At 69.9% G+C, this 20,768-nt stretch carries 19 protein-coding genes; 15 read left to right on the top strand and 4 right to left on the bottom strand.

Annotated elements, in window-relative coordinates:
• Positions 1-58 precede the first annotated feature (58 nt).
• Positions 59-2,116: a peptidylprolyl isomerase gene (locus ACJ8AN_RS31570; protein ID WP_407759241.1), complete on the top strand. Its 2,058-nt coding sequence runs from the start codon at positions 59-61 to the stop codon at positions 2,114-2,116.
• 9 nt (positions 2,117-2,125) lie between these two features.
• Here ACJ8AN_RS31570 and ACJ8AN_RS31565 read toward each other — a convergent pair whose 3' ends face one another.
• Entirely contained in the window at positions 2,126-2,629 is a 504-nt protein-coding gene (locus ACJ8AN_RS31565; RefSeq protein ID WP_407759240.1) for a hypothetical protein, read from the bottom strand.
• Between the two features lie 534 nt (positions 2,630-3,163).
• On the opposite strand from ACJ8AN_RS31565, the gene ACJ8AN_RS31560 reads away from it, so the two are divergent.
• Positions 3,164-4,495, top strand: coding sequence for a tetratricopeptide repeat protein (locus ACJ8AN_RS31560; RefSeq protein WP_407759239.1), 1,332 nt, complete (start codon positions 3,164-3,166; stop codon positions 4,493-4,495).
• A gap of 9 nt (positions 4,496-4,504) precedes the next feature.
• Here the strand turns inward: ACJ8AN_RS31560 and ACJ8AN_RS31555 are convergent, their stop codons facing one another.
• Positions 4,505-5,611 carry an HD domain-containing phosphohydrolase gene (locus ACJ8AN_RS31555; protein ID WP_407759238.1) on the bottom strand — a complete coding sequence of 369 codons (1,107 nt, stop codon included), beginning with the start codon at positions 5,609-5,611 and terminating at the stop codon, positions 4,505-4,507.
• Positions 5,612-5,870: 259 nt separating this feature from the next.
• Here ACJ8AN_RS31555 and ACJ8AN_RS31550 point away from each other — a divergent pair, with 259 nt between their 5' ends.
• The 4 genes from ACJ8AN_RS31550 (at position 5,871) to ACJ8AN_RS31535 (ending at position 10,004) form a co-directional block, all read left to right on the top strand.
• The gene (locus ACJ8AN_RS31550) at positions 5,871-6,872 is read left to right on the top strand and encodes a dihydrodipicolinate reductase (RefSeq protein WP_407759237.1); all 1,002 of its coding nucleotides are present in this window, start codon (positions 5,871-5,873) and stop codon (positions 6,870-6,872) included.
• Between the two features lie 12 nt (positions 6,873-6,884).
• The gene (locus ACJ8AN_RS31545) at positions 6,885-7,334 is read left to right on the top strand and encodes a MaoC family dehydratase N-terminal domain-containing protein (protein ID WP_203403837.1); all 450 of its coding nucleotides are present in this window, start codon (positions 6,885-6,887) and stop codon (positions 7,332-7,334) included.
• Positions 7,334-7,990: a MaoC family dehydratase gene (locus ACJ8AN_RS31540; RefSeq protein ID WP_407759236.1), complete on the top strand. Its 657-nt coding sequence runs from the start codon at positions 7,334-7,336 to the stop codon at positions 7,988-7,990. Before ACJ8AN_RS31545 ends, ACJ8AN_RS31540 begins: the two co-directional genes overlap by 1 nt.
• 175 nt (positions 7,991-8,165) lie before the next feature.
• The gene (locus ACJ8AN_RS31535) at positions 8,166-10,004 is read left to right on the top strand and encodes an acyl-CoA dehydrogenase (RefSeq protein ID WP_407759235.1); all 1,839 of its coding nucleotides are present in this window, start codon (positions 8,166-8,168) and stop codon (positions 10,002-10,004) included.
• Between the two features lie 94 nt (positions 10,005-10,098).
• Here ACJ8AN_RS31535 and ACJ8AN_RS31530 read toward each other — a convergent pair whose 3' ends face one another.
• Together ACJ8AN_RS31530 and ACJ8AN_RS31525 are read right to left on the bottom strand one after the other, a co-directional pair.
• A complete protein-coding gene (locus ACJ8AN_RS31530; protein WP_407759234.1) occupies positions 10,099-10,551 on the bottom strand; it encodes an ExbD/TolR family protein in 453 nt (150 codons plus the stop codon).
• Positions 10,552-10,562: 11 nt separating this feature from the next.
• On the bottom strand, positions 10,563-11,279 hold the full coding sequence (locus ACJ8AN_RS31525) for a MotA/TolQ/ExbB proton channel family protein (RefSeq protein ID WP_407759233.1): 717 nt from the start codon (positions 11,277-11,279) through the stop codon (positions 10,563-10,565).
• Between the two features lie 43 nt (positions 11,280-11,322).
• Here ACJ8AN_RS31525 and ACJ8AN_RS31520 point away from each other — a divergent pair, with 43 nt between their 5' ends.
• From ACJ8AN_RS31520 to ACJ8AN_RS31480, 9 genes are all read left to right on the top strand, one after another.
• Positions 11,323-12,144: a DUF4292 domain-containing protein gene (locus ACJ8AN_RS31520; protein ID WP_407759232.1), complete on the top strand. Its 822-nt coding sequence runs from the start codon at positions 11,323-11,325 to the stop codon at positions 12,142-12,144.
• 89 nt (positions 12,145-12,233) lie between these two features.
• The gene (locus ACJ8AN_RS31515; RefSeq protein WP_407759231.1) at positions 12,234-12,998 is read left to right on the top strand and encodes a hypothetical protein; all 765 of its coding nucleotides are present in this window, start codon (positions 12,234-12,236) and stop codon (positions 12,996-12,998) included.
• 21 nt (positions 12,999-13,019) lie between these two features.
• On the top strand, positions 13,020-14,144 hold the full coding sequence (locus ACJ8AN_RS31510; protein ID WP_407759230.1) for a hypothetical protein: 1,125 nt from the start codon (positions 13,020-13,022) through the stop codon (positions 14,142-14,144).
• A gap of 38 nt (positions 14,145-14,182) precedes the next feature.
• Complete coding sequence (locus ACJ8AN_RS31505) at positions 14,183-15,175, top strand: ABC transporter ATP-binding protein (protein WP_407759229.1); 993 nt, start codon at positions 14,183-14,185, stop codon at positions 15,173-15,175.
• On the top strand, positions 15,172-16,203 hold the full coding sequence (locus tag ACJ8AN_RS31500; protein WP_407759285.1) for an ABC transporter ATP-binding protein: 1,032 nt from the start codon (positions 15,172-15,174) through the stop codon (positions 16,201-16,203). Before ACJ8AN_RS31505 ends, ACJ8AN_RS31500 begins: the two co-directional genes overlap by 4 nt.
• A gap of 1 nt (position 16,204) precedes the next feature.
• Complete coding sequence (locus ACJ8AN_RS31495; protein WP_407759228.1) at positions 16,205-16,612, top strand: DUF2085 domain-containing protein; 408 nt, start codon at positions 16,205-16,207, stop codon at positions 16,610-16,612.
• Between the two features lie 44 nt (positions 16,613-16,656).
• Complete coding sequence (locus ACJ8AN_RS31490; protein WP_407759227.1) at positions 16,657-18,504, top strand: DUF362 domain-containing protein; 1,848 nt, start codon at positions 16,657-16,659, stop codon at positions 18,502-18,504.
• Between the two features lie 162 nt (positions 18,505-18,666).
• Positions 18,667-19,299: an RNA polymerase sigma factor gene (locus ACJ8AN_RS31485; protein WP_407759226.1), complete on the top strand. Its 633-nt coding sequence runs from the start codon at positions 18,667-18,669 to the stop codon at positions 19,297-19,299.
• Positions 19,296-20,765: a zf-HC2 domain-containing protein gene (locus ACJ8AN_RS31480; RefSeq protein ID WP_407759225.1), complete on the top strand. Its 1,470-nt coding sequence runs from the start codon at positions 19,296-19,298 to the stop codon at positions 20,763-20,765. The genes ACJ8AN_RS31485 and ACJ8AN_RS31480 overlap by 4 nt, the downstream gene beginning before the upstream one ends.
• Positions 20,766-20,768: the final 3 nt, after the last annotated feature.

Genomic DNA, 20,768 nt, shown 5'->3' with positions numbered 1-20,768 from the left:
ACACGGCCTGCGGGCTAACCCCTGGATTTTCGCGGGGAATTGGCCTAGGCGGGGCCCCATGGAAGCTCTGCGCGCCACCGTGCCCGCCTGCCTGCTGTGGGGCCTCGTCGTGCTCTCGGGTTGTGTCCGTTCCGTGCCGTCTCCGGAGGCGGGGGAAGGGGAGGCGTTCGCCCTCTGGGAGGATCGCCGCTCGCTGGCGGACGGGAAGCTGGTGGCACGGGCGACCCGGGGACCCGCGCCGGTGCGAGTGCGAGCCCTGCGCGCGCTCGCCCGCATTCAAGACGCCTCCACGCTGGAGACGGTGCTGGCCGGGCTCGGTGCCGCCGAGGTGCCCGTGCGCGACGAGGCCGCCTTCGCCGCTGGAGTGCTGGCGCTCTCGTGGGAGCCGCTCACGGACGCGGAGAAGGCGCGGATGACGGAGGCACTGCTCGCCGCCGAGGCCGCGGAGAAGGACGAGGGCGTGGGGCGCACCCTGCTCGAGTCGCTGGGGAAGCTGGCCACGCCGGGCGCATTGACTCGCCTCACCGAGCGGCTTTCGGAGGGACGTCCGGGCATGTCGGGCCGGGCGGCGGTGGCGCTCGGGGTGGCGGCGCGCCGGGGTGCTTCCCTGGCGGAGGTTCCCCTCGGGCCCGTGGAGGTGCTGCTCCAGTCCAGCCAGCCCGAGGAGTCCCGGTATGGCGGGGCGTACCTCCTGGCGAGCGCGAAGCGTCCCGAGGGGCTGCGGCTCCTGCGGAGTTGCCTCGGGGACGAGGCACCGGACGTGCGGGCCCTGTGCGTGAAGGGAATGGGGGACGCGGGAGGAGCGGAGGACGCGGCCGTGGTGGGCCGTCTGTTGGGAGACGAGGTGCCGCGCGTATCGGCCGAGGCGGCGCGCGCGCTCGCGAAGCTGGCCGCGCGTTGCAGCGGAGACTGCACGCCGCTGGATGAGCTGCGAGCGTTGGCGCCCCGGGCCGGGCGAGTGGCGAAGGGGGACTCGGCCGCGGCCCATGCGTTGCTCGCGCTGGCGCAGCAGGGCTTGCCCGAGGCGGGACGTCCGGTGCTGATGGCCCTGCGGCACGTGCTCCAGGAGTCGGTGCCGGGCGCGGCCTCCGAGGTGGCCCGAGGGGACTTGATGAATCTCGACTGCCGGCTGGCGGCGGCGCTGGATCGTCAGACGGGGGTGCTCGACGAGGTGCTGCGCTGTGGAGGCGGCCAGGTGCCGGAGGTGCGGAGGCTGGTGCTGGGCCTGCGCGAGGTGGCGCAGTCGAAGGGGAGGGGAGGGGCGAGCTTCGCGGTGCGGTACCTCGCGTCTCCGGATTCACGGGTGAGGCTGGCGGCGCTCGAGGCGGTGTCATCGCGTCCCGTGCCCGAGGCGGCGGGGCCCGTGAGGGAGCTGTTGGGTGGGGAGGACCTGGTGGTGGCGGGCTCGGCGGCGAGTGTGGCGGGAAAGCTGAAGGACGCGGAGGCTCTGCCGCGGGTGCGAGCGCTCGCGGAGCGTGTGCCGGAGGAGCCGGACCTGGCGGCGCCGGTAGCGGAGGGGCTGGTGGCGCTGGCGGGGAAGGACGCGGAGCCAGTGCTGCGCGCGTGGCTGAATCACCCGCACGCCAATGTGCGCCGGGTGGCGGCCGAGTCCCTCTCCGGGCTCACGGGTCAGCCCGTGCGGGCCCCGCACGTGGAGCTGCCGGAGAATGTGCGGCGCCCCGAGCCCGCGCCAGCGGGAGCGACGCTCACCTTCCGCACGAACAAGGGGGACTTCACGGTGGCGCTGGACGCGGAGGCGCCGTTGACGTCGGGCAACCTCGTGGCGCTCGCGCGCAAGGGCTACTTCCGCGGCATCACGTTCCACCGCGTGGTGCCGGACTTCGTCGCGCAGGGCGGAGACCCGCGCGGAGACGGGGAGGGCGGCCCGGGCTACTCCATCCGCTGCGAAATCACCCGGAGGCCCTACCGGCGCGCGACGCTGGGCATGGCGCTGTCGGGCAAGGACACGGGAGGGAGCCAGTTCTTCTTCACCCACTCGCCGCAGCCGCACCTGGATGGCCGCTACACGGCCTTCGGCGAGGTGACGCACGGCATGGAGGTGGTGGACCGACTCCTGGAGGGCGACACCCTCCTGGAGGTGGAGGTGAAGCCCTGAAGCAGGGCTTCACTGGTCAGGCGTTGCCCCGGACTGAAAGCCCGTTTGGGCACGGAGCTTCGAAAGTGCATCCAGCAGCCATTTGCGGAGGCTGCTTTCCCGAGGGAGACGGCGAATGCTCCGGTCGGTCTCATCCAGCATTCGCCGGGCCTCATGGTCATCGTGTTGCGGGTAACGCCGGCACCACCGCGCATACAGACATGCGACATGGTAGCGGCGTTCGACGTTCGAGTACCCCAGCCGCTGGATACGTCGCAGGGTTGGCTCGAAGGCAGGCCATGGGCAGTTGCGTCCGTATGCTTCGGTGAAGAGTGTCTCCGCGATGCGCCGTCTTATTTCCTGTCGCTCGTATTTCGTCTTCGCCACAGAGCGCAACAGGCTGCGCTCCAGTGCCTTGAACTTGGGTTCCAACTCCTCGAAGGAATCACCGAAGGTCTTCACGAGCAGTTGGTCCACCGCCCGTGCCACTTCCACGAAGCGTCCCTCCGAGCTTTCGGACACCCTCATCGGCATGGTCTCCCATCCCAGAGTCTATCCGGCCATACCCCGTTCTCTTGCATGCAGACGTCCTGACAGACATGGCACAGGCTATGTCCACCGCTCTTGCTGCGGATGTTTTGGATGCGTGAGTGCAGGCACTCGGTGAATGCCTCGTTACACCGGTCCCTGACTTCTTTGTACGTCAGACACTGCTCGACACTGTTCCCTGCTCCCTCGGGAGGTTCGGTTCCCTCGGTGCATTGTGTCGTCAGTACCAGGGCCATAGCGGCAAGCATGAATGAGCGCAGCTGCCCAGGCTGTTGCCCGGTGTTCATCGGATGGCCCATGTTCCCGTCCTGAGGCGGTTCCACTGAGGTGTGCTCGGCGACGAGCCTTGAACAAACCGGACACTTGTTTCCATCAAGTGGGCCTCGTGAGGACTACCCTGCGTGCGTTGGCCGACAACCCGCTGACTTACGCATCGCTGCTCCGCGTGGAGGCTTGGTTCCGATGGCGGATGTCACTCCGAATTCTTCCAACGCGGCTCCCAACGAGAGCAGCGCGGGGATGACGCGAAGAAAGCTCCTCTGGGGTCTGGGCCTCGCGACACCGCTGATCGCCCTCTCGGGGAGCTTCGGCTTCTGGAAGAGCCGGTCGGCGCATCGGACGCTGGCTTCGACGATGCCTACAGCGGACCTCGTGTCGCGCACCCGGCTCGCCGCGGGGGCCGCTGCTGAAGGAGGGTTGCAGCGCGCGCGTGAAGAAGTGACGGCGGTCCTGGCGGAAGCGCCCGAGCACCTTCCCGCGCTCCTCGTCCTGGCGTGCATCTCGCTGGAGGCGGGGGAACTGCGTGAGGCGCGGGAGCTTCTCGTCCGGATGCGCGCCAGGGCGCCAGAACAACCGGAGCCGCGGATCCTGGAGCAGCTCCTGGCGGACCGCGAACGTGCGTCCCCATCGGGTTGGGGGCCGGCATTTCTCGAGGCCTGGACGGAGCTGGGCCGCCCCGATCTTCAGCAGAGCCCCCTGTTGCCGGAATCCACTCTTCCGGACCTCGATGAACCAGCGCTCGAGAGTGCCTGGAGCCGTGCTTCCTCCTCACGGGCCCGGCTCATCCTGGCGTCGTTGTTCTCGAATCCCTCCGAGGCGCGTGCACGCTGGGTGCTCCAGCAGGTGCCAGAGCTCGATGATTCCGCGCTCTTCGTCGCGGCGCTCGACCTGCTGACCGACGAGCGGCTCGCGGTGTCATTGCGCCAGGAGGCCATACCCGTGCTGCGCCAACGGCTCGCCGAGCTCGCCGGGACTTCTCCCCGAGCCATGCAGCTCCGCTTGTTCCACCTCATGGTGGGAACTGGGAGGAATGTGCCGCTCGGCCCTCAGGAGCTGGAGGCACTCGAGGCCCTTTCGGTACTTCCCACCTGGAAGGAGGACTCCTTCGCCCGGCCGTTCCTGGAGGCACGACGAGGACTGAAGGAACTGGCGGTGCCCTGCCCCAGTGGAGCGGCCTTCGGGGTGGCGGAGCGTACCCTGGGCCATCGCGGCGTGTTGCTGCTGCTCTGGCGTGCCGCGGCCACGCGGGAGCGGCTCACCGAAGACGAGCAACGCAGGGTAGGGCGCATGCTCTGGCGCATCGGGAGCAGCCTCACCGAGCAGTCCTCGCTCCTGGAGAACACCGTGGGGGCTTCGCTCATGGCCTCGGGGGCCACCCGCATGCGCCATGGGGGCGATCAGCGAGCGGCCTTCGCCCGTGAGGATGAGCTGCATGTGGCCGTCATGAGCTCGCTCCGGGCGGCGCTCGACCGGTGGCCGTTGCGCTCGCTCATGGAGCAACTGCTGGAGTCACGGGCGCGCAGCGAGGTGACCTGGCTGCGCGCCTTCGTGGGCAGGGCCACGCTCCCGTGAGGAGCGGGCTCAGCTCGCGACGCGGTTGGGCACCTTGCCCGGCGTGAAGCCGGCCCAGAGTGCGTTCTCCGCGTTCTCCATGTCCTCGACCTTCTTGCGGATGCGCTGCCACTCCGCGTCCGGAATGCGCAGGAAGGCCTCGGCCAGCTCGGGATCGAACTGCGTTCCCGAGCAGCGCTTGATCTCATCGCGCGCCACGGACATCGGCCGGCCCTTGCGGTACGGACGGTCCGAGGTGATGGCGTCCACCGTGTCCGCGATGGCGAAGATGCGCCCCCCGATCACGATGTCCTTGGTCTTGAGCCCCTGCGGATAGCCCTTGCCGTCCCACCGCTCCTGGTGGTGCAGCACGATCAGCGAGGCCTCGTGCAGGTAGGGCATCTTCGCGAGGATCTTGTACCCGTACTCGGGATGCTTGCGCATCTCCACCCACTCCTCGGGCGAGAGCGGGCCGGGCTTGAGCAGGATGGTGTCGCTCACGCCAATCTTCCCGATGTCATGCAGCAGCGCTCCCTGCTCCACCACCTCGAGCTGCGTGGGCGTCAGCCCGATCTCCTCTCCGATGCGGCGCGAGTAGAGCGACACCCGGCGCGAGTGCCACTGGGTCTCGGTATCGCGGTAGTCCAGCGCGCTGATGAGACCGTCCAGGAGCCCGTTGGTGCGCTCGACCACCATGCGCTCCAGGTCCCGGTTGATCGTCGTCAGCTCCGCGTTTTTCTCCGCGACTTCTCGCGTGAGCCTCTCATTGGCCTCCACCAGCCGGTAATGCTCGAAGGCCTGGCGCACGGCGCTGGTCAACTCGCTGAGCGACCACGGCTTGCCCAGCAGGCGGAACACCTCTCCGCGGTTGACTGCTTCCGAGGCCGTGCGGAAGTCCGCCGCCGCCGTGAGCATCAGGCGTACCGCGCGCGGGTTCTTCTCGCGCAACGTGCGCAGCAACTCCACGCCGTTGAGCAACGGCATCATGAAGTCCGTAAGCACCACCTGGAATCCCTCTTCCTTGGCGGCCTGGGCGGGATCCGTGTGGGTAACGACCTCGTAACCCTCCGACTGGAGGATCCGCGACAGCGCGGCAAGAATGAGAGGATCGTCATCCACTACCAGGATGCGGTCCATGAACACAGCCTCCCAACCCCAAAGGGACGGACGTTGAAGAAACCGGGCCGTTATACACGGCTTTCCGTCCAAAGGTCACACCCGCCAGGTGTGGGCTCGCGTTCTTGCTCGCTGCACAACCCCTCGAAACCCCTGTCCTTTCTGGAAATGGAGGGAGCACCTGTCTCACGAGCCGCTTGCCTGCCTCGCTGCGGGTGGTCTATGGTGCGCCACATTGCTCCATTGTGGTGTAACTCCTTGATTTTTGGAGAGTTCTCCGATGCCTAGAGCCTCCGCAGGGCCGGTCCCGGTGGTGGTCATGGGGTTGGGAGTCATCGGGCAGGAGATCGCCAGAGCGGCCCAGCTCTCACCCGAAGTGGAACTGATTGGTGCCATCGACGCCAGCCCTCAACTGGTGGGCCGTCCCCTGTCCGAGGTGCTCGGGGTGGCCGGCCTGAAGGGCAAGGTGGCCGGGACGTTGGAGGCGGCGGTGGGACGGCGCAAGGGCGTCGTGCTGCTGCATGCCACCGGCTCGCGGCTCGAGCAGGTGATGCCCCAGCTGCTCGAGGCGGTGGGCCTGGGCCTGCCGGTGGTCTCCACCTGTGAGGAGCTGGCCTTCCCCTTCCTCAAGTATCCCGAGCAGGCCGAGAAGCTCGAGCGCGCGGCGCAGAAGGCCGGCGTGGCGGTGCTCGGCACGGGCGTCAATCCGGGCTTCGTGATGGATCGCCTGGTGGCCACGGCGGGCCAGGCGTGCGGCCCGGTGCGCCACGCCACGGTGACGCGCGTGGTGGACGCCCGCACGCGCCGGGAAGCGCTCCAGCGCAAGGTGGGCGCGGGCCTGAGCGAGGACGAGTTCTTCGCCCTGGTGGACAAGGATCAACTGGGCCACGTGGGACTGGTGGAGAGCGCGGCCCTGTGCGCGCTGGGGCTCGGCCTGGACTGCGACGACTTCGAGGAGGAGATCGTCCCCGTGTTCGCCGAGGAGGAGATTACGGGAGGTGCCTTCCCCGTGAAGAAGGGGAGGGTGGCGGGAATCTTCCAGTCCGCGGTCGGTCTGGAGGAGGGGCAGGAGCGGGTTCGGTTGGAGCTCACCATCGCGGTGGGGGCTGACAACCCGGGAGATCGCATCGAGATTGATGCGGACTCCAAGCTGATACTGGAGATTCGCGGGGGAGTGCCCGGAGACAGGGCCACTGCCAACACGCTGGTGAACGCAGCCCCGCGCGTGACGGCCGCCGAGGCCGGGCTTTTGACCGTGCTCGAGCTTCCGGCCGGTCGATAAAGGGAGAGGGACATGCTGGACAAGAACGCCATCGGACGGGCCTCACCGCCATTCCTGAACGAGGTGGAGAAGGGCGCCATCCGGCGCTTCGCCGAGTCCCTCGGCGATTACAACCCCATCTATTACGACGAGGAGTACGCGCGGGCCTCGGGCTACCCCACCGTGGTGGCCCCGCCCACGTTCCCCGCGTCCTTCAGCTCCGCGGCGGATCTGCGCGAGCTGCTGGGGGTGGGCATCAAGAGCCTGCTGCACGCCGAGCAGTCCTTCGAGTACGAGCGGCCCATCTTCGCCGGGGACCGCATCTTCGTGGCCACGCGCGTGGCCGACGTGCTCGAGCGCACCGGCCCGGCGGGGAAGATGGACGTCGCCGTCATCGAGGACGAGGGCCGCGACGAGGAGGGAAACCTCGTGTTTCGCGCCCGCCGGACGCTCATCGTCCGCGCCGCCAAGGAGAATCCGTGATGCCCGCGCGCAAGCTCTATTTCGAAGGCATTCGCGTCGGAGACGAACTGCCGGCGCTGGCCAAGGCCCCCATCGATCGCGTGCAGCTGTCGCGCTACGCCGGGGCCTCGGGTGACTTCAACCCCGTCCACGTGGACGAGCTCTACGCCAAGAGCGTGGGCATGCCCTCCGTGTATGCCCCCGGCATGCTCGTCATGGGCATGCTGAGCCAGCTCATCAGCGACTGGGCCCGCGGCGGGCAGCTGCGCCGCTACCACGTGCGCTTCATCAAGATGGTGTGGCCGGGCGACACCGTCGTGTGCAAGGGCCGCGTGAGCGACCGGCACGGCGAGGGCGGCCGCTACTTCGTCGAGGTGGAGCTGTGGGCGGAGAACCAGCGCGGTGAGCTGGTGATGAAGGGCAACTCCACCATCCAGCTCTTCTTCTCGCTGGAGGACGAGAACCGGCAGCGCGCCGGCCAGGCCCCCATCGTGGTGGAGGTGCCGCGCGAGAGCCTGCTACAGGCCTCGGCCGCCCCCGCCGCCGAGGGCACCGACGAGGACGAGGAGCGCCGGGCCGCCAGCATGTCGGGCAAGAAGACGGCCGGCTCCAAGCCCGCCGCCAAGACGGCCACCGCTCCCGCCGCCCCGGCCGCCGCCAAGAAGGCCAAGAAGTAGGCGCTTCTTCTGTCCGGATGTCACCCCTCGGGGGCGAGCCATGGCTCGCCCCTGCAACGCGAGGCGTCATTCGGGATTGACTCTAGAATCAATCGACGTAACCTTCCCGTGTCCCATGAGGGGCCGCGGACCGTCGATTTTGCGGCCGTGAGCCCCGACAACTACGGGAGGGGCCATGTCCGCCGGCATCAACACCTACAAGACCGACCTTCGGGAAATCTTCTTCACGCTGTTCGAGCAGTTCGGCTTCGGCCAGGTCGCCGGGCAGGGCCCTTACGAGGCGTGGGGTCCCGACGAGGCGAAGGCCGTCCTCCAGGAGACGTACCGCTTCGCCAAGGAAGTGCTCGGGCCCCTCAACTCCTCGGGCGATCGCGAGGGCTGCCGGATTGAGAACGGCGCCGTCATCACCCCCAAGGGCTTCAAGGACGCCTGGAAGAAGCTCTACGAGCAGGGCTTCAAGACGGTGGCGGTGAGCCCGGACCACGGTGGCCAGGGCGGCCCGATGATGCTCCAGGTGCTCATCGAGGAGATGCTCTCGGGCGCCAACACGGCCTTCAACATGTACCCCGGCCTGGCCTTCGGCGCCGCGGAGCTGATCGCCGAGTGCGGCACGCCGGAGCAGAAGAAGCTCTACGTGGAGCGCATGCTCAATGGCACCTGGGGCGGCACCATGTGCCTCACCGAGCCGCACGCGGGCTCGGACGTGGGCGCGGCCAAGTCGACCGCCCGCAAGAACGCGGACGGCACCTACAGCATCCGCGGCACGAAGATCTTCATCTCCGGTGGTGACCACGACCTGGCGGAGAACGTCGTGCACCTGGTGCTGGCGCGCATCGAGGGCGCGGCCCCGGGCACCAAGGGCCTCTCGCTCTTCATCGTGCCGAAGATTCGCGTGAAGCCGGACGGCAGCCTGGCCGGCGGCAACGACGTCACCGTGGGCTCCATCGAGCACAAGATGGGCATCCGGGCCTCGGCCACCTGTGTGCTCAACTTCGGCGAGAGCGACGGCTGTGTGGGCGAGCTGGTGGGCGGCATCGAGAACGTCGGCATGAGCCAGATGTTCAAGATGATGAACGGCGCGCGCATCGCGGTGGGCATCCAGGGCCTGGCGCTGACGAGCGCGGCCTACTTCAACGCGCTCGAGTACGCGAAGGACCGCAAGCAGGGCGCGCACGTGAGCAAGTGGAAGGACCCCACCGCTCCCCGCGTGCCCATCATCGAGCACCCGGACGTGCGCCGCATGCTGCTGGAGATGAAGGCGCATGTGGAGGGCATCCGCGCGCTCCTCGTCAAGCTGGCCATGCACACCGACAAGGCGCACATGCTGGCGGGCAAGGACGATGACCAGGCCGCCTACCACCGCGGGCAGGTGGAGCTGCTCACGCCGCTGGTGAAGGCGTATGGCTCGGACCAGGCCTTCCGGCTGTGCGCCCAGGCCATCCAGGTGTACGGCGGCGCCGGCTACTGCCAGGACTACCCGGTGGAGCAGTACACGCGCGACTCGAAGATCTTCTCCATCTACGAGGGCACCAACCACATCCAGGCCATGGACCTCGTGGGCCGCAAGATGGGGCAGGCGGGCGGCGCCAACTTCCAGCAGTTCATGGCGGACGTGGGCGCGTTCATCGAGGCCAACCGCGAGCACAAGGTGCTCGGCGATGCGGTGCGGCAGCTCGCGGCGGCGCAGGAGGGCGTGATGGCGAGCGCCATGGCCGTGCTGGGCTGGTCGCAGGATCCGGCGAAGATGGGGCTCATCCCCCTGTCGGCCAACCGCTTCCTGAACATGATGTCCGAGCTGGCGGTGGGCTGGCTGCTGCTGGATGCGGCCGTCATCTCCGAGCGCGTGGGTGAGAAGGCCTCGGGCGACGAGAAGGCCTTCTACGAGGGCAAGAAGTTCAGCGCCCTGTGGTACGCGCGCAACGTGCTGCCTAACGTGGAGCAGGCCGCGCGGATGATGGCCACCGAGGACTCCTCCCCGGTGGAGATCTCCAACCTCGCGTTCGGCACCATCTGAGCCCGAGCCCGGCGCTCCTGAAATGAAAGAGGCCACCTGGGGAGACCCGGGTGGCCTTCTTCATGGGGGGGTGGAGGCAGGAGTGACGCCGGGGCTACTTCGCCTCGCGCACGCCGATGGCGAGCTGGCCGAGCCCCACGCTCTTGGCCATCTCCATCACCTGCACCACGGTGCCGTGGGGGACGCCCTCGTCGGCCTGGACGATGACGATGGTGTCCGGGTTCTTCTGCTGGGCCTCGGCGAAGGCGCGCTTGAGCTCGTCCTCGCCCACCACGTTGCCGCCCAGCACGTAGCGCCCATCCGAGAGGATGGCCACCGACAGGTCCGTGGCGCGCGCGGTGACGTCCGTGGTGCCTCCCTTGGGGAGGTTCACCTTGAGGCCCGCCTGCGCGCCCCCGCTGGGCGCCTGCTGCACGATGACCGAGCTCGTCACCATGAAGATGATGAGGAGCACGAGGAAGATGTCCGTCAGCGGGGTGATGTTGATCTCCGCGAAGCCGACGTCGTCGCCGCCCTCGCCGTCCCCTGGTGCCTTACCCATTGCCATGTGAGTGGACCTCAGGCTTCCGGCTGGGGACGTGCTTCCACCGCGCCCGGAGCCGCAGCGGTGGAGGCGGGAGTGGTGGCGGGGTTCACCGGGCGCTCGCGCAGCAGCTCGACGAACTCGTCGCCCATGAGCCGCAGCTCCACGAGCACGCGCGACAGCCGCGCCTGGAAGTAGTTGTAGAAGGCCATGGCCTGCACCGCGACGAGGATGCCCACCGCCGTGGCCACCAGCGCCTCGGAGATGCCCGTCATCACCGCCCCCGTGCCGCCCGTGCCTCCGGCCGACACGTCCAGGCCCAGATCCTTGAAGGACCTCATGATGCCGGCCACCGTGCCGAACAGGCCCACGAAGGGCGTCAGCGAGCCGATGGTGGCCAGCAGCCACAGGTTGCGCCGCAGCCGCAGGCCCAACTGGGCGCGCTCGCGCTCCACCGCCGAGTCCACCCCGTCGCAGGTGCCCCGGGTGCGCTCGAAGCGGTCGAAGCCGGCGATGAAGATGTCCGCCACGGCCGCGTCCGAGCGCTCGGAGGCCGTGCGGGCCGCGGTGATGTCACCGCGCAGCAGGTGCTTGTGGACGGTGTCCCCCAGGGCCCGGGAGCGCTCGCTCACCCCCCAGAGGGCGATCAACCGTTCGATGGCCACACCCATGGCCACCACGGAAGCGAGCAGGAGGAAGGCGAGCGTGAAGCCGCCGATGCGCAGGTAGTGGAGGAGGTCGGAAATGCTCATTCGGATGGTGGCCAGGGAGGTCGCCTGGCGCGAGACTTAAGCCATGAACCGCGCAGCCGCCGCAATCTTCCTGGCCATCCTCTGTTCAGGTTGTCCCAAGCGCATTGATTTTGGTGCCAACGGCCAGATAACGCGGGCCGACGAGCTCTTCCGCCTCACGAGCGCCGCCCAGGACCGGGTGGCCACGCTCCAGGGAGACGGCAAGGTGCGGGTGGAGTCCCCCCAGGGCTCGGGCACCGTCTCCGCCTGGCTGTCCGTCTCCCGGCCGGGCCTGCTCCGCGTGGAGATGTTCGACTTCTTCAACCGGCCCATCGCCGTGCTGGTGACGGACGGGCAGCGCTTCGGCCTCTTCCAGGCCCAGGAGAACAAGTACTACCAGGGCCCCGCCACCCCCCAGAACCTGTCGCGCTTCCTGCCCATCGCCCTGCCGAGCGGGGAGCTGGTCTCCGTCATGCTCGGCAAGGTGCCCTTCATCCCCGCCGAGCGCATGACGCTCCACCTGGACACGAAGGAGGGGCTGTACGTCCTCACGCTCCAGCGGGGAGCGGTGTCCCAGGTGCTCCACATCCACCCCAAATACCTCCAGGTGGTGCGCAGCGAGGTGCGCGGGGCCCCCGCCTATGGCCTCGAGTACGACCACTTCAAGGAGCAGGGCGAGCTCGTCTTCCCCCACGAGGTGAAGCTCACGGCCTCCACGGCGGATACCTCGCTGGGCCTGCGCTACACCGACATCACCCTCAACCAGTCCCCGGACCTCACCCTCTTCGAGCTCTCCGCGCCCGAGGACGTCCCCGTCATCGACGTGGACGAGGGGGGCCAGGCCCTGCCTCCCGTCACCCTGCCACCTGCCTCGCCCGGTTCCTGAGCGAGCCTCGCGAAGAACTCAGCAATCGTTGGAATCTCAGGTAGAGTGAATCGACCGGCGGGTCCGTTCGGACTCCCCAAGACTGCGACATGGCACAGATCAAGCTTGGTGAACTGCTGATCAAGGCGAACGTGCTCCAGGAGAGCCAGCTCAAGGCGGCGCTCGCGGAGCAGGCGAAGTGGGGCGGGAAGCTGGGAGAGATCCTGGTGCGGATGAACCTCGTGTCCGAGGACATCCTGGTGAGGGCGTTGTCCAAGCAGCTCGCCATTCCCGCGGTCAACCTGGATGCGGTGAAGGAAATCCAACCGCACGTGCTTGGCCGGGTGCCGCTGCAGACGGCGCGCGACTTCGCGGTGCTGCCGCTGCAGCTGCGCGACGACGGCAAGACGCTGGTGGTGGCCATCGCGGATCCGCTCAACGTGCGCCAGCTGGACGAGCTGCGCGCCGTCACCAAGTGCCGCATCATCCCCAACGTGGCCGGGCGCACGGCGATCGCCCGGGCCATGGCGCGCTTCTACGAGGACCAGGGCGAGCTGGCGGACGCGGACACCAACTTCAAGGTGGTGGACGCCCAGGGCCGCACGGTCGTCAAGGCCCTGAAGGACGTGGCCCCGGCCGCGGCGGCCCCCGCTCCGGCTCCGGCTCCGGTTGCGGCCCGGACCCCCGCCCCCATGCCCCCCGCCGCCTCGCGCGAGACGCCCGCGGTGCGCGGCGGTGGCAGCCCGGTGGACCTCCTGCGCAGCGTGGAAGAGGTGCAGCGCAAGGAAGTGGCGGCCCTCAAGGCCATGGTGGAGCTGCTCATCGAGAAGGGCGTCTTCAGCCGCGAGGAGTACCTGGCGAAGGTCAAGCGGTAGGCCCTCCTCCCCCCGGTTCTCATGCGCAAGAAGATCGGCGAGCTCCTCATCGAGTCTGGCGCCGTCAGCCAGGAGCAGGTGCGCAAGGCGCTCGGGCAGCAGCGCGCCTATGGCAACTCCCAACGGCTCGGCTCGGTCATCATCACCCTGGGCTTCGCCTCGGCCTCGGCGGTGGCCCGCGCCCTGGCGCGCCAGTACGACCTGCCCTTCGTCGAGCTGCCGGAGATCCCCGAGCAGGTGCGCTCGCTCGTGTCGCTCGACTTCCAGGCCGAGCACCGCGTCGTCGTGTTCCGGCTCGAGCGCGAGGGGCGCGGCGAGCGGCTGCACGTGGCGGTGGATGATCCCTCGGACCTGACGGTGGTGGACGAGCTGAGCTTCCAGCTCAACAAACCCATCCGCGTGCACGTGGCCGCCGAGGATGACCTGGATCAGGCGCTCGACCTGGTGAGTGGCCGGGCGGTGGAGGCGCTCGAGCTGGGCGCCGACGCGGGCGATCCGCTGGAGCTGGAGCACGGCAGCCCCCCCGTGGTCGCGGGCAGCTGGCACGGGGAGACGGACAGCTCCCCGGCGTCGCCCTCCGCCGCGCTCTCGGCCCTGCTCGACTGGGACGACATGCCTGCCTCGGCGCCGCCCCCGCCGCCCGAGGACGACGACATCACGCTCATCACCCCGAGGTCCGCCTTGAAGTCAAAGCCGCCAGTGCCCCCGGCACCGCCGCCAGTGGACGATGAGGACGAGGAGATCACCCTCATCTCCCCCCGGTCCCCGCCCGTGCTGAAGCCCTCGATGTCCCCGCCTCCGCCCCCGCAGGAGAGCGAGGAGGTCCTCGATGAGCTGCTCGGCGAGGCGGAGCCCTCGAATCCGCCCGCGGCCGCGTCGCAGAAGAAGGGCGGCGTGCCCGTGGTCGTCTTCGGCGGTGCCGCCCAGGGCCTGCCGCAGCCGCCTCCCGCCCCGGAGCTGCCCGACATCTCCGAGGATGACCTGAAGGTGCTCGAGGACATCGAGCGGATGGCGGACGGCGCCGAGGCGACGCTGCACACGGAGAAGGTGAAGCCGGCGCGCATGGTGGCCAGCCTCATCCGCCTGCTCATCCGCAAGCGCATCATCCGCGAGGAGGAGTTCCTGGAGGAGCTGTCCCGGAAGTGACGCCCCGGGCCGGGTGTTCTGGTCCGGCCGTGAGCCCCATGCCCGAGCCCCTCCTCGATGTCCGCGGATTGAAGACCCAGCTCTCCCTCGAAGAGGGCCGGGTGCTCGCCGTGGACGATGTGTCCTTCTCCATTCCGCCCGGTGGGACGTTGGGCGTGGTGGGGGAGAGCGGCTGCGGCAAGAGCCTCACCGCGCTCTCGGTGATGCGGCTGGTGCCCGAGCCGCCCGGCCGCGTGGTGGGCGGGGAGATTCGTTTCCGGGGAGAGGAGCTGCTCGCGCTCCCCGAGGGGAAGATGCGGCGCCTGCGCGGCCGCCACCTCTCGATGGTGTTCCAGGAGCCGATGACCTCGCTCAACCCCGTCTACACGGTGGGCGAGCAGATCGCCGAGGGCGTGCGGCTGCACCAGGGCCTGTCGCGGGCCGCCGCGCGCGAGCACTCGGTGGAGATGCTGCGGCAGGTGGGCATCCCCGCCCCCGAGCAGCGCGTGGACAGCTATCCGCATCAGCTCTCGGGCGGCATGCGCCAGCGGGTGATGATCGCCATGGCGCTCGCGTGCGGCCCGGAGCTGCTGATCGCCGACGAGCCCACCACCGCGCTGGACGTCACCATCCAGGCTCAAATCCTCGAGCTGCTGAAGCGGTTGCAGACCGAGCGCCGCATGGCGGTGATGCTCATTACGCACGACCTGGGCGTGGTGGCCGAGAGCTGTGACGCGGTGGTGGTGATGTACGCGGGCCGGGTGGTGGAGCGGGCTCCGGTGAAGGCGCTGTTCCGCCAGCCGGCGCACCCGTACACGGCGGGGCTGCTGCGCTCCATTCCGGCGCTCGAGGCGGCGGGGGGGGCGGGGGAGCGTCCGCGGTTGAAGACGATTCCGGGCATGGTGCCGAGCCTCCTCCGGCTGCCCGGAGGCTGCCGCTTCCGCGACCGCTGCGAGCGCGCCCTCGACATTTGCGCGCGGGTGGATCCGGCGCTGGAACCCAAGCGCGAGGGCCAGGAGGCCGCGTGCCACAACCCGGTGCCCGCGCCATGACCGAGCCCCTGCTGCGGGTGCGAGACGTGAAGACGTACTTCCCGGTGCGCGGGGGGCTGCTCGGGCGCGTGCGGGGCACCGTGAAGGCGGTGGACGGGGTGGGCTTCGACGTGCGGCGCGGCGAGACGCTCGGCCTGGTGGGCGAGAGCGGCTGCGGCAAGAGCACCCTGGGGCGCACGCTGTTGCGGCTCGTGGAGCCCACGGCCGGCTCCATCCAATTCGAGGGCCGCGAGTTGACGGGCCTCTCCCAGCGCGAGCTGCGCCCCCTGCGGCGGCGGATGCAGCTCGTCTTCCAGGATCCGTATGCTTCGCTCAACCCGCGCCTGTCGGTGCGGGAGATATTGGGCGAGCCCTTCGCCATCCACGGACTGGAGCGCGGCCGCGAGCGCGAGGCGAAGGTGGTGGAGCTGCTGGATTTGATGGGCCTGCCGCACGATGCGCTGGACCGCTATCCGCACGAGTTCTCCGGTGGCCAGCGCCAGCGCATCGGCATCGCCCGGGCCATCGCGCTGCGGCCGGACCTGGTCGTCGCCGACGAGCCCATCAGCGCGCTCGACGTCTCCATCCAGGCGCAGATCGTCAACCTGCTGGTGGACCTGCAGCGCGAGCTGGGGCTCACCTACGTCTTCATCGCGCACGACCTGAAGATCGTCGAGTACGTCTCCACCCGCGTGGCGGTGATGTACCTGGGGCGCATCGTGGAGCTGGCGGACGCGGCGGACCTCTACCGGAAGCCACGCCACCCGTACACCCAGGCGCTGCTGTCGGCCGTGCCGGTGCCGGACCCCGAGCGCAAGCGCTCGCGCATCATCCTGCAGGGGGACGTGCCGTCTCCGCTCGCACCGCCGCCCGGGTGCCACTTCCACCCCCGCTGCCCGTACGCCATGGAGCGGTGCCGGCGCGAGACGCCGCCCCTCTATGAGCTGGGCAACGGGCACACCTCCGCGTGCTTCCTGGTGGAAGAGGACGCGCGGAAGGCCACGCCGCACGGGGCGGACGCGGGCGCGCCCCAGCTCTCGGGAGGGTAGGGTGTTCTGGCTCAGCCACCACCACGAGGAGGAGTACAACCGCACCTACCTGCTCGGCGGCGTGCGGGTGTGCGCGCGCTGCCTGGGGACGTACCCGGTGCTGCTGGCCGTGATGGTGGCCCTGTTCAAGCTGCGCGCTCCCCTCACGTGGCCATGGGATGTGCCGGTGGTGCTCGGCCTCACCGTGCCCGCGCTCGTGGACTGGGCCGTGGGCCGCTTCCGTCCGGCCAGTGGCTCCAATGCGGTGCGGACTCTCACGGGCGTGCTGCTGGGCGTGGCGCTCGGGCGCTCGTTGTTCATCCACGTCCAGAAGCCCCTGCCCCCGGTGCTGGTGTGGCAGGCCGCCCTCGTCGCGGTGGTCGCGCTCCCCGTCTTCCTGGCCACGTCCCGAGGGCCGGGGAAGGAATAGCCATGGCCCGGCGACCTCGTGCCCTGCCACGCCGGGAGGAGCCCATGCGCACCGAGACGGTCTCGGAGGAGTTCCAGCGGAAGCTCGACGCATGGGCGGAGCGGTTTCGCGGGCGGCCCACGGAGGAGCTTCGTGCGTTGCTCCTGCTCGCGCTCGAACGTGAGCGCATCGTCGCCGTGGCGTACCGCGATGAAGTGATGCGCGAGCGGCTCGCGACCGTGACCATGCCCGAGGACAGCCGCGCGCTCCTGCGGCAGGCGCTCGCCTGGGCCTGGCGCGACGAGGAGATGCACGCCACCTATACGCGCGGCGTGCTGCTGCGGATCGGCTCGGTGCGCGTGCGTCTCTTCACGTGGCTGTCGCATCTCGCGGGGGCTCTGGCCGGTTGGTCCATCGCCGTCCTCCACCACGCCTCCTTCGCGCGCGCGCCCCTCTCCACACTCCTCGCTTCGTGTGTCGTGTTCCTGGGCCGGCTGGGCGGCAAGGTGCCTCGGCCCATGCGCCACAAGCTCCGGCGGCTCTCGCTCCGGGAGTACTGCGCGCTCCAGGTGGATGCGGAGGAGAGTGCCTCTCTGGGGTGGAAGCGGATCGCCCAGGTTGCCGCCAGGGTCCCGGGGCTGCCCCCCGGCGCGAGCACGTGGTTCGCGCGCATGCACTCCGACGAGAACAAGCACGCCCTCGTGTTCCGCGCCCTCATGGAGACGCTCGATGACGCGGATGCGGTGCGCGCGACCACCGGCTCGTTGGCCTCCTCGGTAGGCCGGGCCGATGAGCTGTTCCTTCCCCGTGAGCTTCGCTCGGGCCCGTTGCGCTCGCATCCCGTGGGCCGGGGCGGGCGCGTCATCGTCCATCAGGCCCCTGCCTCCGAGTCGAAGCAGGAGGCGCTCCGCCGCGCCGTGGAGGACGCGGGACTCGTGGAGGTGCTCCGAGCCCGTGCCGAGGCGCTGGGCCGGCCGGTGTCCTCGCTCCGGGTCCTCCTGCGCGTCAGCTTCATGCTGGGTTACCACCGCGACGACCGCTCCAACATCACGGACCCGGAGCTCGTCGAGGCGCTGGCCCTACGGCTGCGCGAGCTGGGCATCGAGGACATCGCCGTCGCCGACGCGGGCAACCTCTATGACCTGTTCTTCGACGGGCGCGGGGTGCACGAGGTCGCGCGTTACTTCGGCTTCACCTCGCCCGCCTACCGCATCGTCGACCTGGAAGCCGAGCAGCTCCCGCATGCGTACAGCCGGGGCATGGCGCAATCGACGATTGCTCGCGCCTGGAAGGACGCGGACGTGCGCCTCGTGTTCTCCAAGGCCCGGAGCCATCCCGTGGACCTGACGCACCTGTCGATCGCGACCATCCAGGGCGTGGGCGCGCGCTTCGACGAGTTCCTCTTCGCCGAGCGCTTCGCCAGCCGCGAGACGGCGCTGCTCATGCCCCTGCTCGACTTCCCGCCACACTTCGCGGTGGTGGACGCCTTCGAGCACGCGGCGGATGGGCTGGTGGGCATCCTCGGCTGCCGGCGGCCTCCGGTGCCTCGCCGCATCTACGCGGGCGCGGACGCGCTGGCCGTGGACCTCGTGGCGACGCGTCACCTCGGAGTCCGCGAGCCGCTCCAGTCTCCGCTGCTGCGCCTGGCCTGCGACTGGTTCGGGGACCCGCGAGGAGCGACCGAGCTGTCCGGCCCCGACGAGCCCATCCCCGGGTTCCGCACCCCGTACCAGACGGAGCTGCACGCGCTCATGGGGCTGCTCTCCATTCCCGTCTGGCAGTTCGCCAGCGGCCGGGGCGCGGCCTTCCTGCCGGACATGGACACGCGGGCCTTTCCCCCGAGAGCCGGGCATGGACAGGGCCCGTTCTGGCGCCTCTACCGGGCCTTCATGCGCGCCCTGGTCGGGCCGTGAGCAGGGGGGCAGCCGGGCGAGCTGTCCTGATGACAGAGGCCACGCGCCCTGTCATTCTCGCCACTTACAAAGGGCCAAAAACGGGTAGACCCGATTCGCCCCTCACCCGTTGAAGCGGGTGTGAGGGGTGAGGACTGGAACAAGGGGCCCTGAAACGGGGGAGTGTTGGGACCGGAGACCTCAGACGAACGGCTGATGCTCGCCTTCCGGGCGGGAGACGCACGTGCGTTCGAGGTGCTGGTGCGCAAGCACCGGACGCCGGTGTTCAACTTCATCCTCCGCTTCACCGGCCACCGTGCTCGGGCGGAAGACGTGCTTCAAGAGACGTGGCTGAAGGTGGTGCGCAGCGCGCCGGAGTACGAGGCGAAAGCGAAGTTCACCACCTGGGTCTACACGATTGCGAGGAACCTCTGCGTGGACAGCGCGCGCAAAGAGAGCTACCGGCAGGCGACCTCGCTGGAGGCGCCCGCCAACGGCGCCGAGAACGGCGAGGGCCGGTCCCTGGGTGAGGCCCTCCCCGACGAGGGCGTGAGCCCCGAGCGCGGCGCCTACAACGCCCGCGTGCGCCCGTTGCTCGAGCGCGCGCTGGCCGGCCTCCCCGAGGAGCAGCGTGAGGTCTTCGTGCTGCGCGAATACAGCGGCGTCCCCTTCAAGGAAATCGCCGAGGTGACGGGTGTGTCCGAGAACACGGTGAAGAGCCGCATGCGCTACGCCCTCGAGGGCCTGCGCCGGCGCCTGGCCGAGCTCGGAGTGGACGGCGACCTGGCCGAGGATGGAAGGACGGTGGCGGGATGAAGCCCCAGGGTGCCCACGCACACGAGGACCGGCTGTTGGACTTCGCCTACGGCGAGCTGCCCCCCTCCGAGGCCCGGCTGGTGGAGCAGCACGTCGAGGGGTGCTCGCGCTGCACGGAGGCGCTCGACGGCATCCGGGGCGTGCGCACCACCATGTCCCGCCTGTCGCTGCAGTCCGCGCCGGACGCGGGGCTGGAGTCGCTGCTGGCGTACGCGCAGCAGTCCGCTCGCCGGTCCGCGGCGGGCCCCGAGCCGGAACCCCGCTGGTGGCGCCGCCTGCTCGCGCCCGCGATGGGCGTGGCGGCCCTGAGCGTCTTCGGCGTCGTCGTCGTCCAGGTGAACCGCGAGGTGGACCTGCGCCCCGCGCTCAAGCAGGAGGCCCCGCGCGAGCCCGCCACGCGCAACGAGGACAAGGCCGTGGCCGCGTCGGAAGCACCGGCCTCGCCCGCCGGGCCCGCGCCCACCGCTGCTCCAGCGCCCGCCGCGGTCTCCGCCGAGACCGGCAAGTTGCACGAGCAGATGGACGAGAAGATGCGCGACGAGTTGAGCAACGCGCCCATGGCGACGAAGGCGTCGCCGCAGCCGGCGCGCCGCGCGGTGCAGCAGTCGGACTGGTCCAACGCGGGAGCCGGCAGCGGTGGCGGCTTCCCGGCCAAGAAGTCCGCGGCGTACGCCGACAAGGAGTCGAGCGGCCTCGAGGGACTCGGGACTCGGGCGCCGTCGAAGCTCGAGCGCGGCTCGCTCCTCGGCAAGGGCGCGCCCTCCACGGCGATGGCGGAGCGCGAGGCCGAGCCCGTTGCGCAGGAAGCCATGGCCGCGGCGGACGTGGCGGGCCCCGCGGAAGAGCCTCTGCCTGGCGAGTCCCAGGCGGCGCAGTACGCGCCTCCCAGCCCGAAGCAGGAGATCATCGGCTCGGCCTCGCGCCCGGCGATGGGGATGAGCAAGGACGCGATGGGCGACGACGCGCAGCCAGCCTCTCCGCGTGCCCAGGTGGCCAATGCCTCGCCGCCCCCGCCGCCCCCGGCTCCGGCCCAGTATCAGCCTCCCGCGGCCGCTGCCTCTGGCGCCTACGCGCAGTTGGAGTCCGCGGAAGCCAAGAAGTCGGATGTGGCGCGCAAGCCCGCCGCGAAGTCGGCCGGGAGGATTGCTCCCTCTCTCTCGGAGCTCCTGCGGCAGGCCGATGTGGCTCGCCGCTCGGGGGACCGGGAGCAGGAGGTGGCCTTCCTGCGAGCGGCGCTGACCTCTGGCGCCCAGGGCTCCCAACTGGTGGACGTGCTCTCCCGGCTGTGCGACGCGGAGACCGCGCTGGGCAACCGGCGCAATGCCATCGAGCTCTGCAAGCGGGTGACGCGGGTGGCGCCCGGCTCGAGCGAGGCCCGCCTGGCGCAGCGCCGTCTGGAAGGCGAGCTGCGGTCCGCGGACGAGGCCGACAGCGAGCCCAAGGCCGCCTCTCCCGCGATGCAGTAGAGC

It is taken from the genome of Archangium sp. (genome assembly GCF_045802675.1).
Lineage (GTDB): Bacteria > Myxococcota > Myxococcia > Myxococcales > Myxococcaceae > Archangium.
The sequence above is the reverse complement of the archived record's forward strand: the minus strand, read 5'-3'. Positions and strand labels throughout refer to the sequence as shown.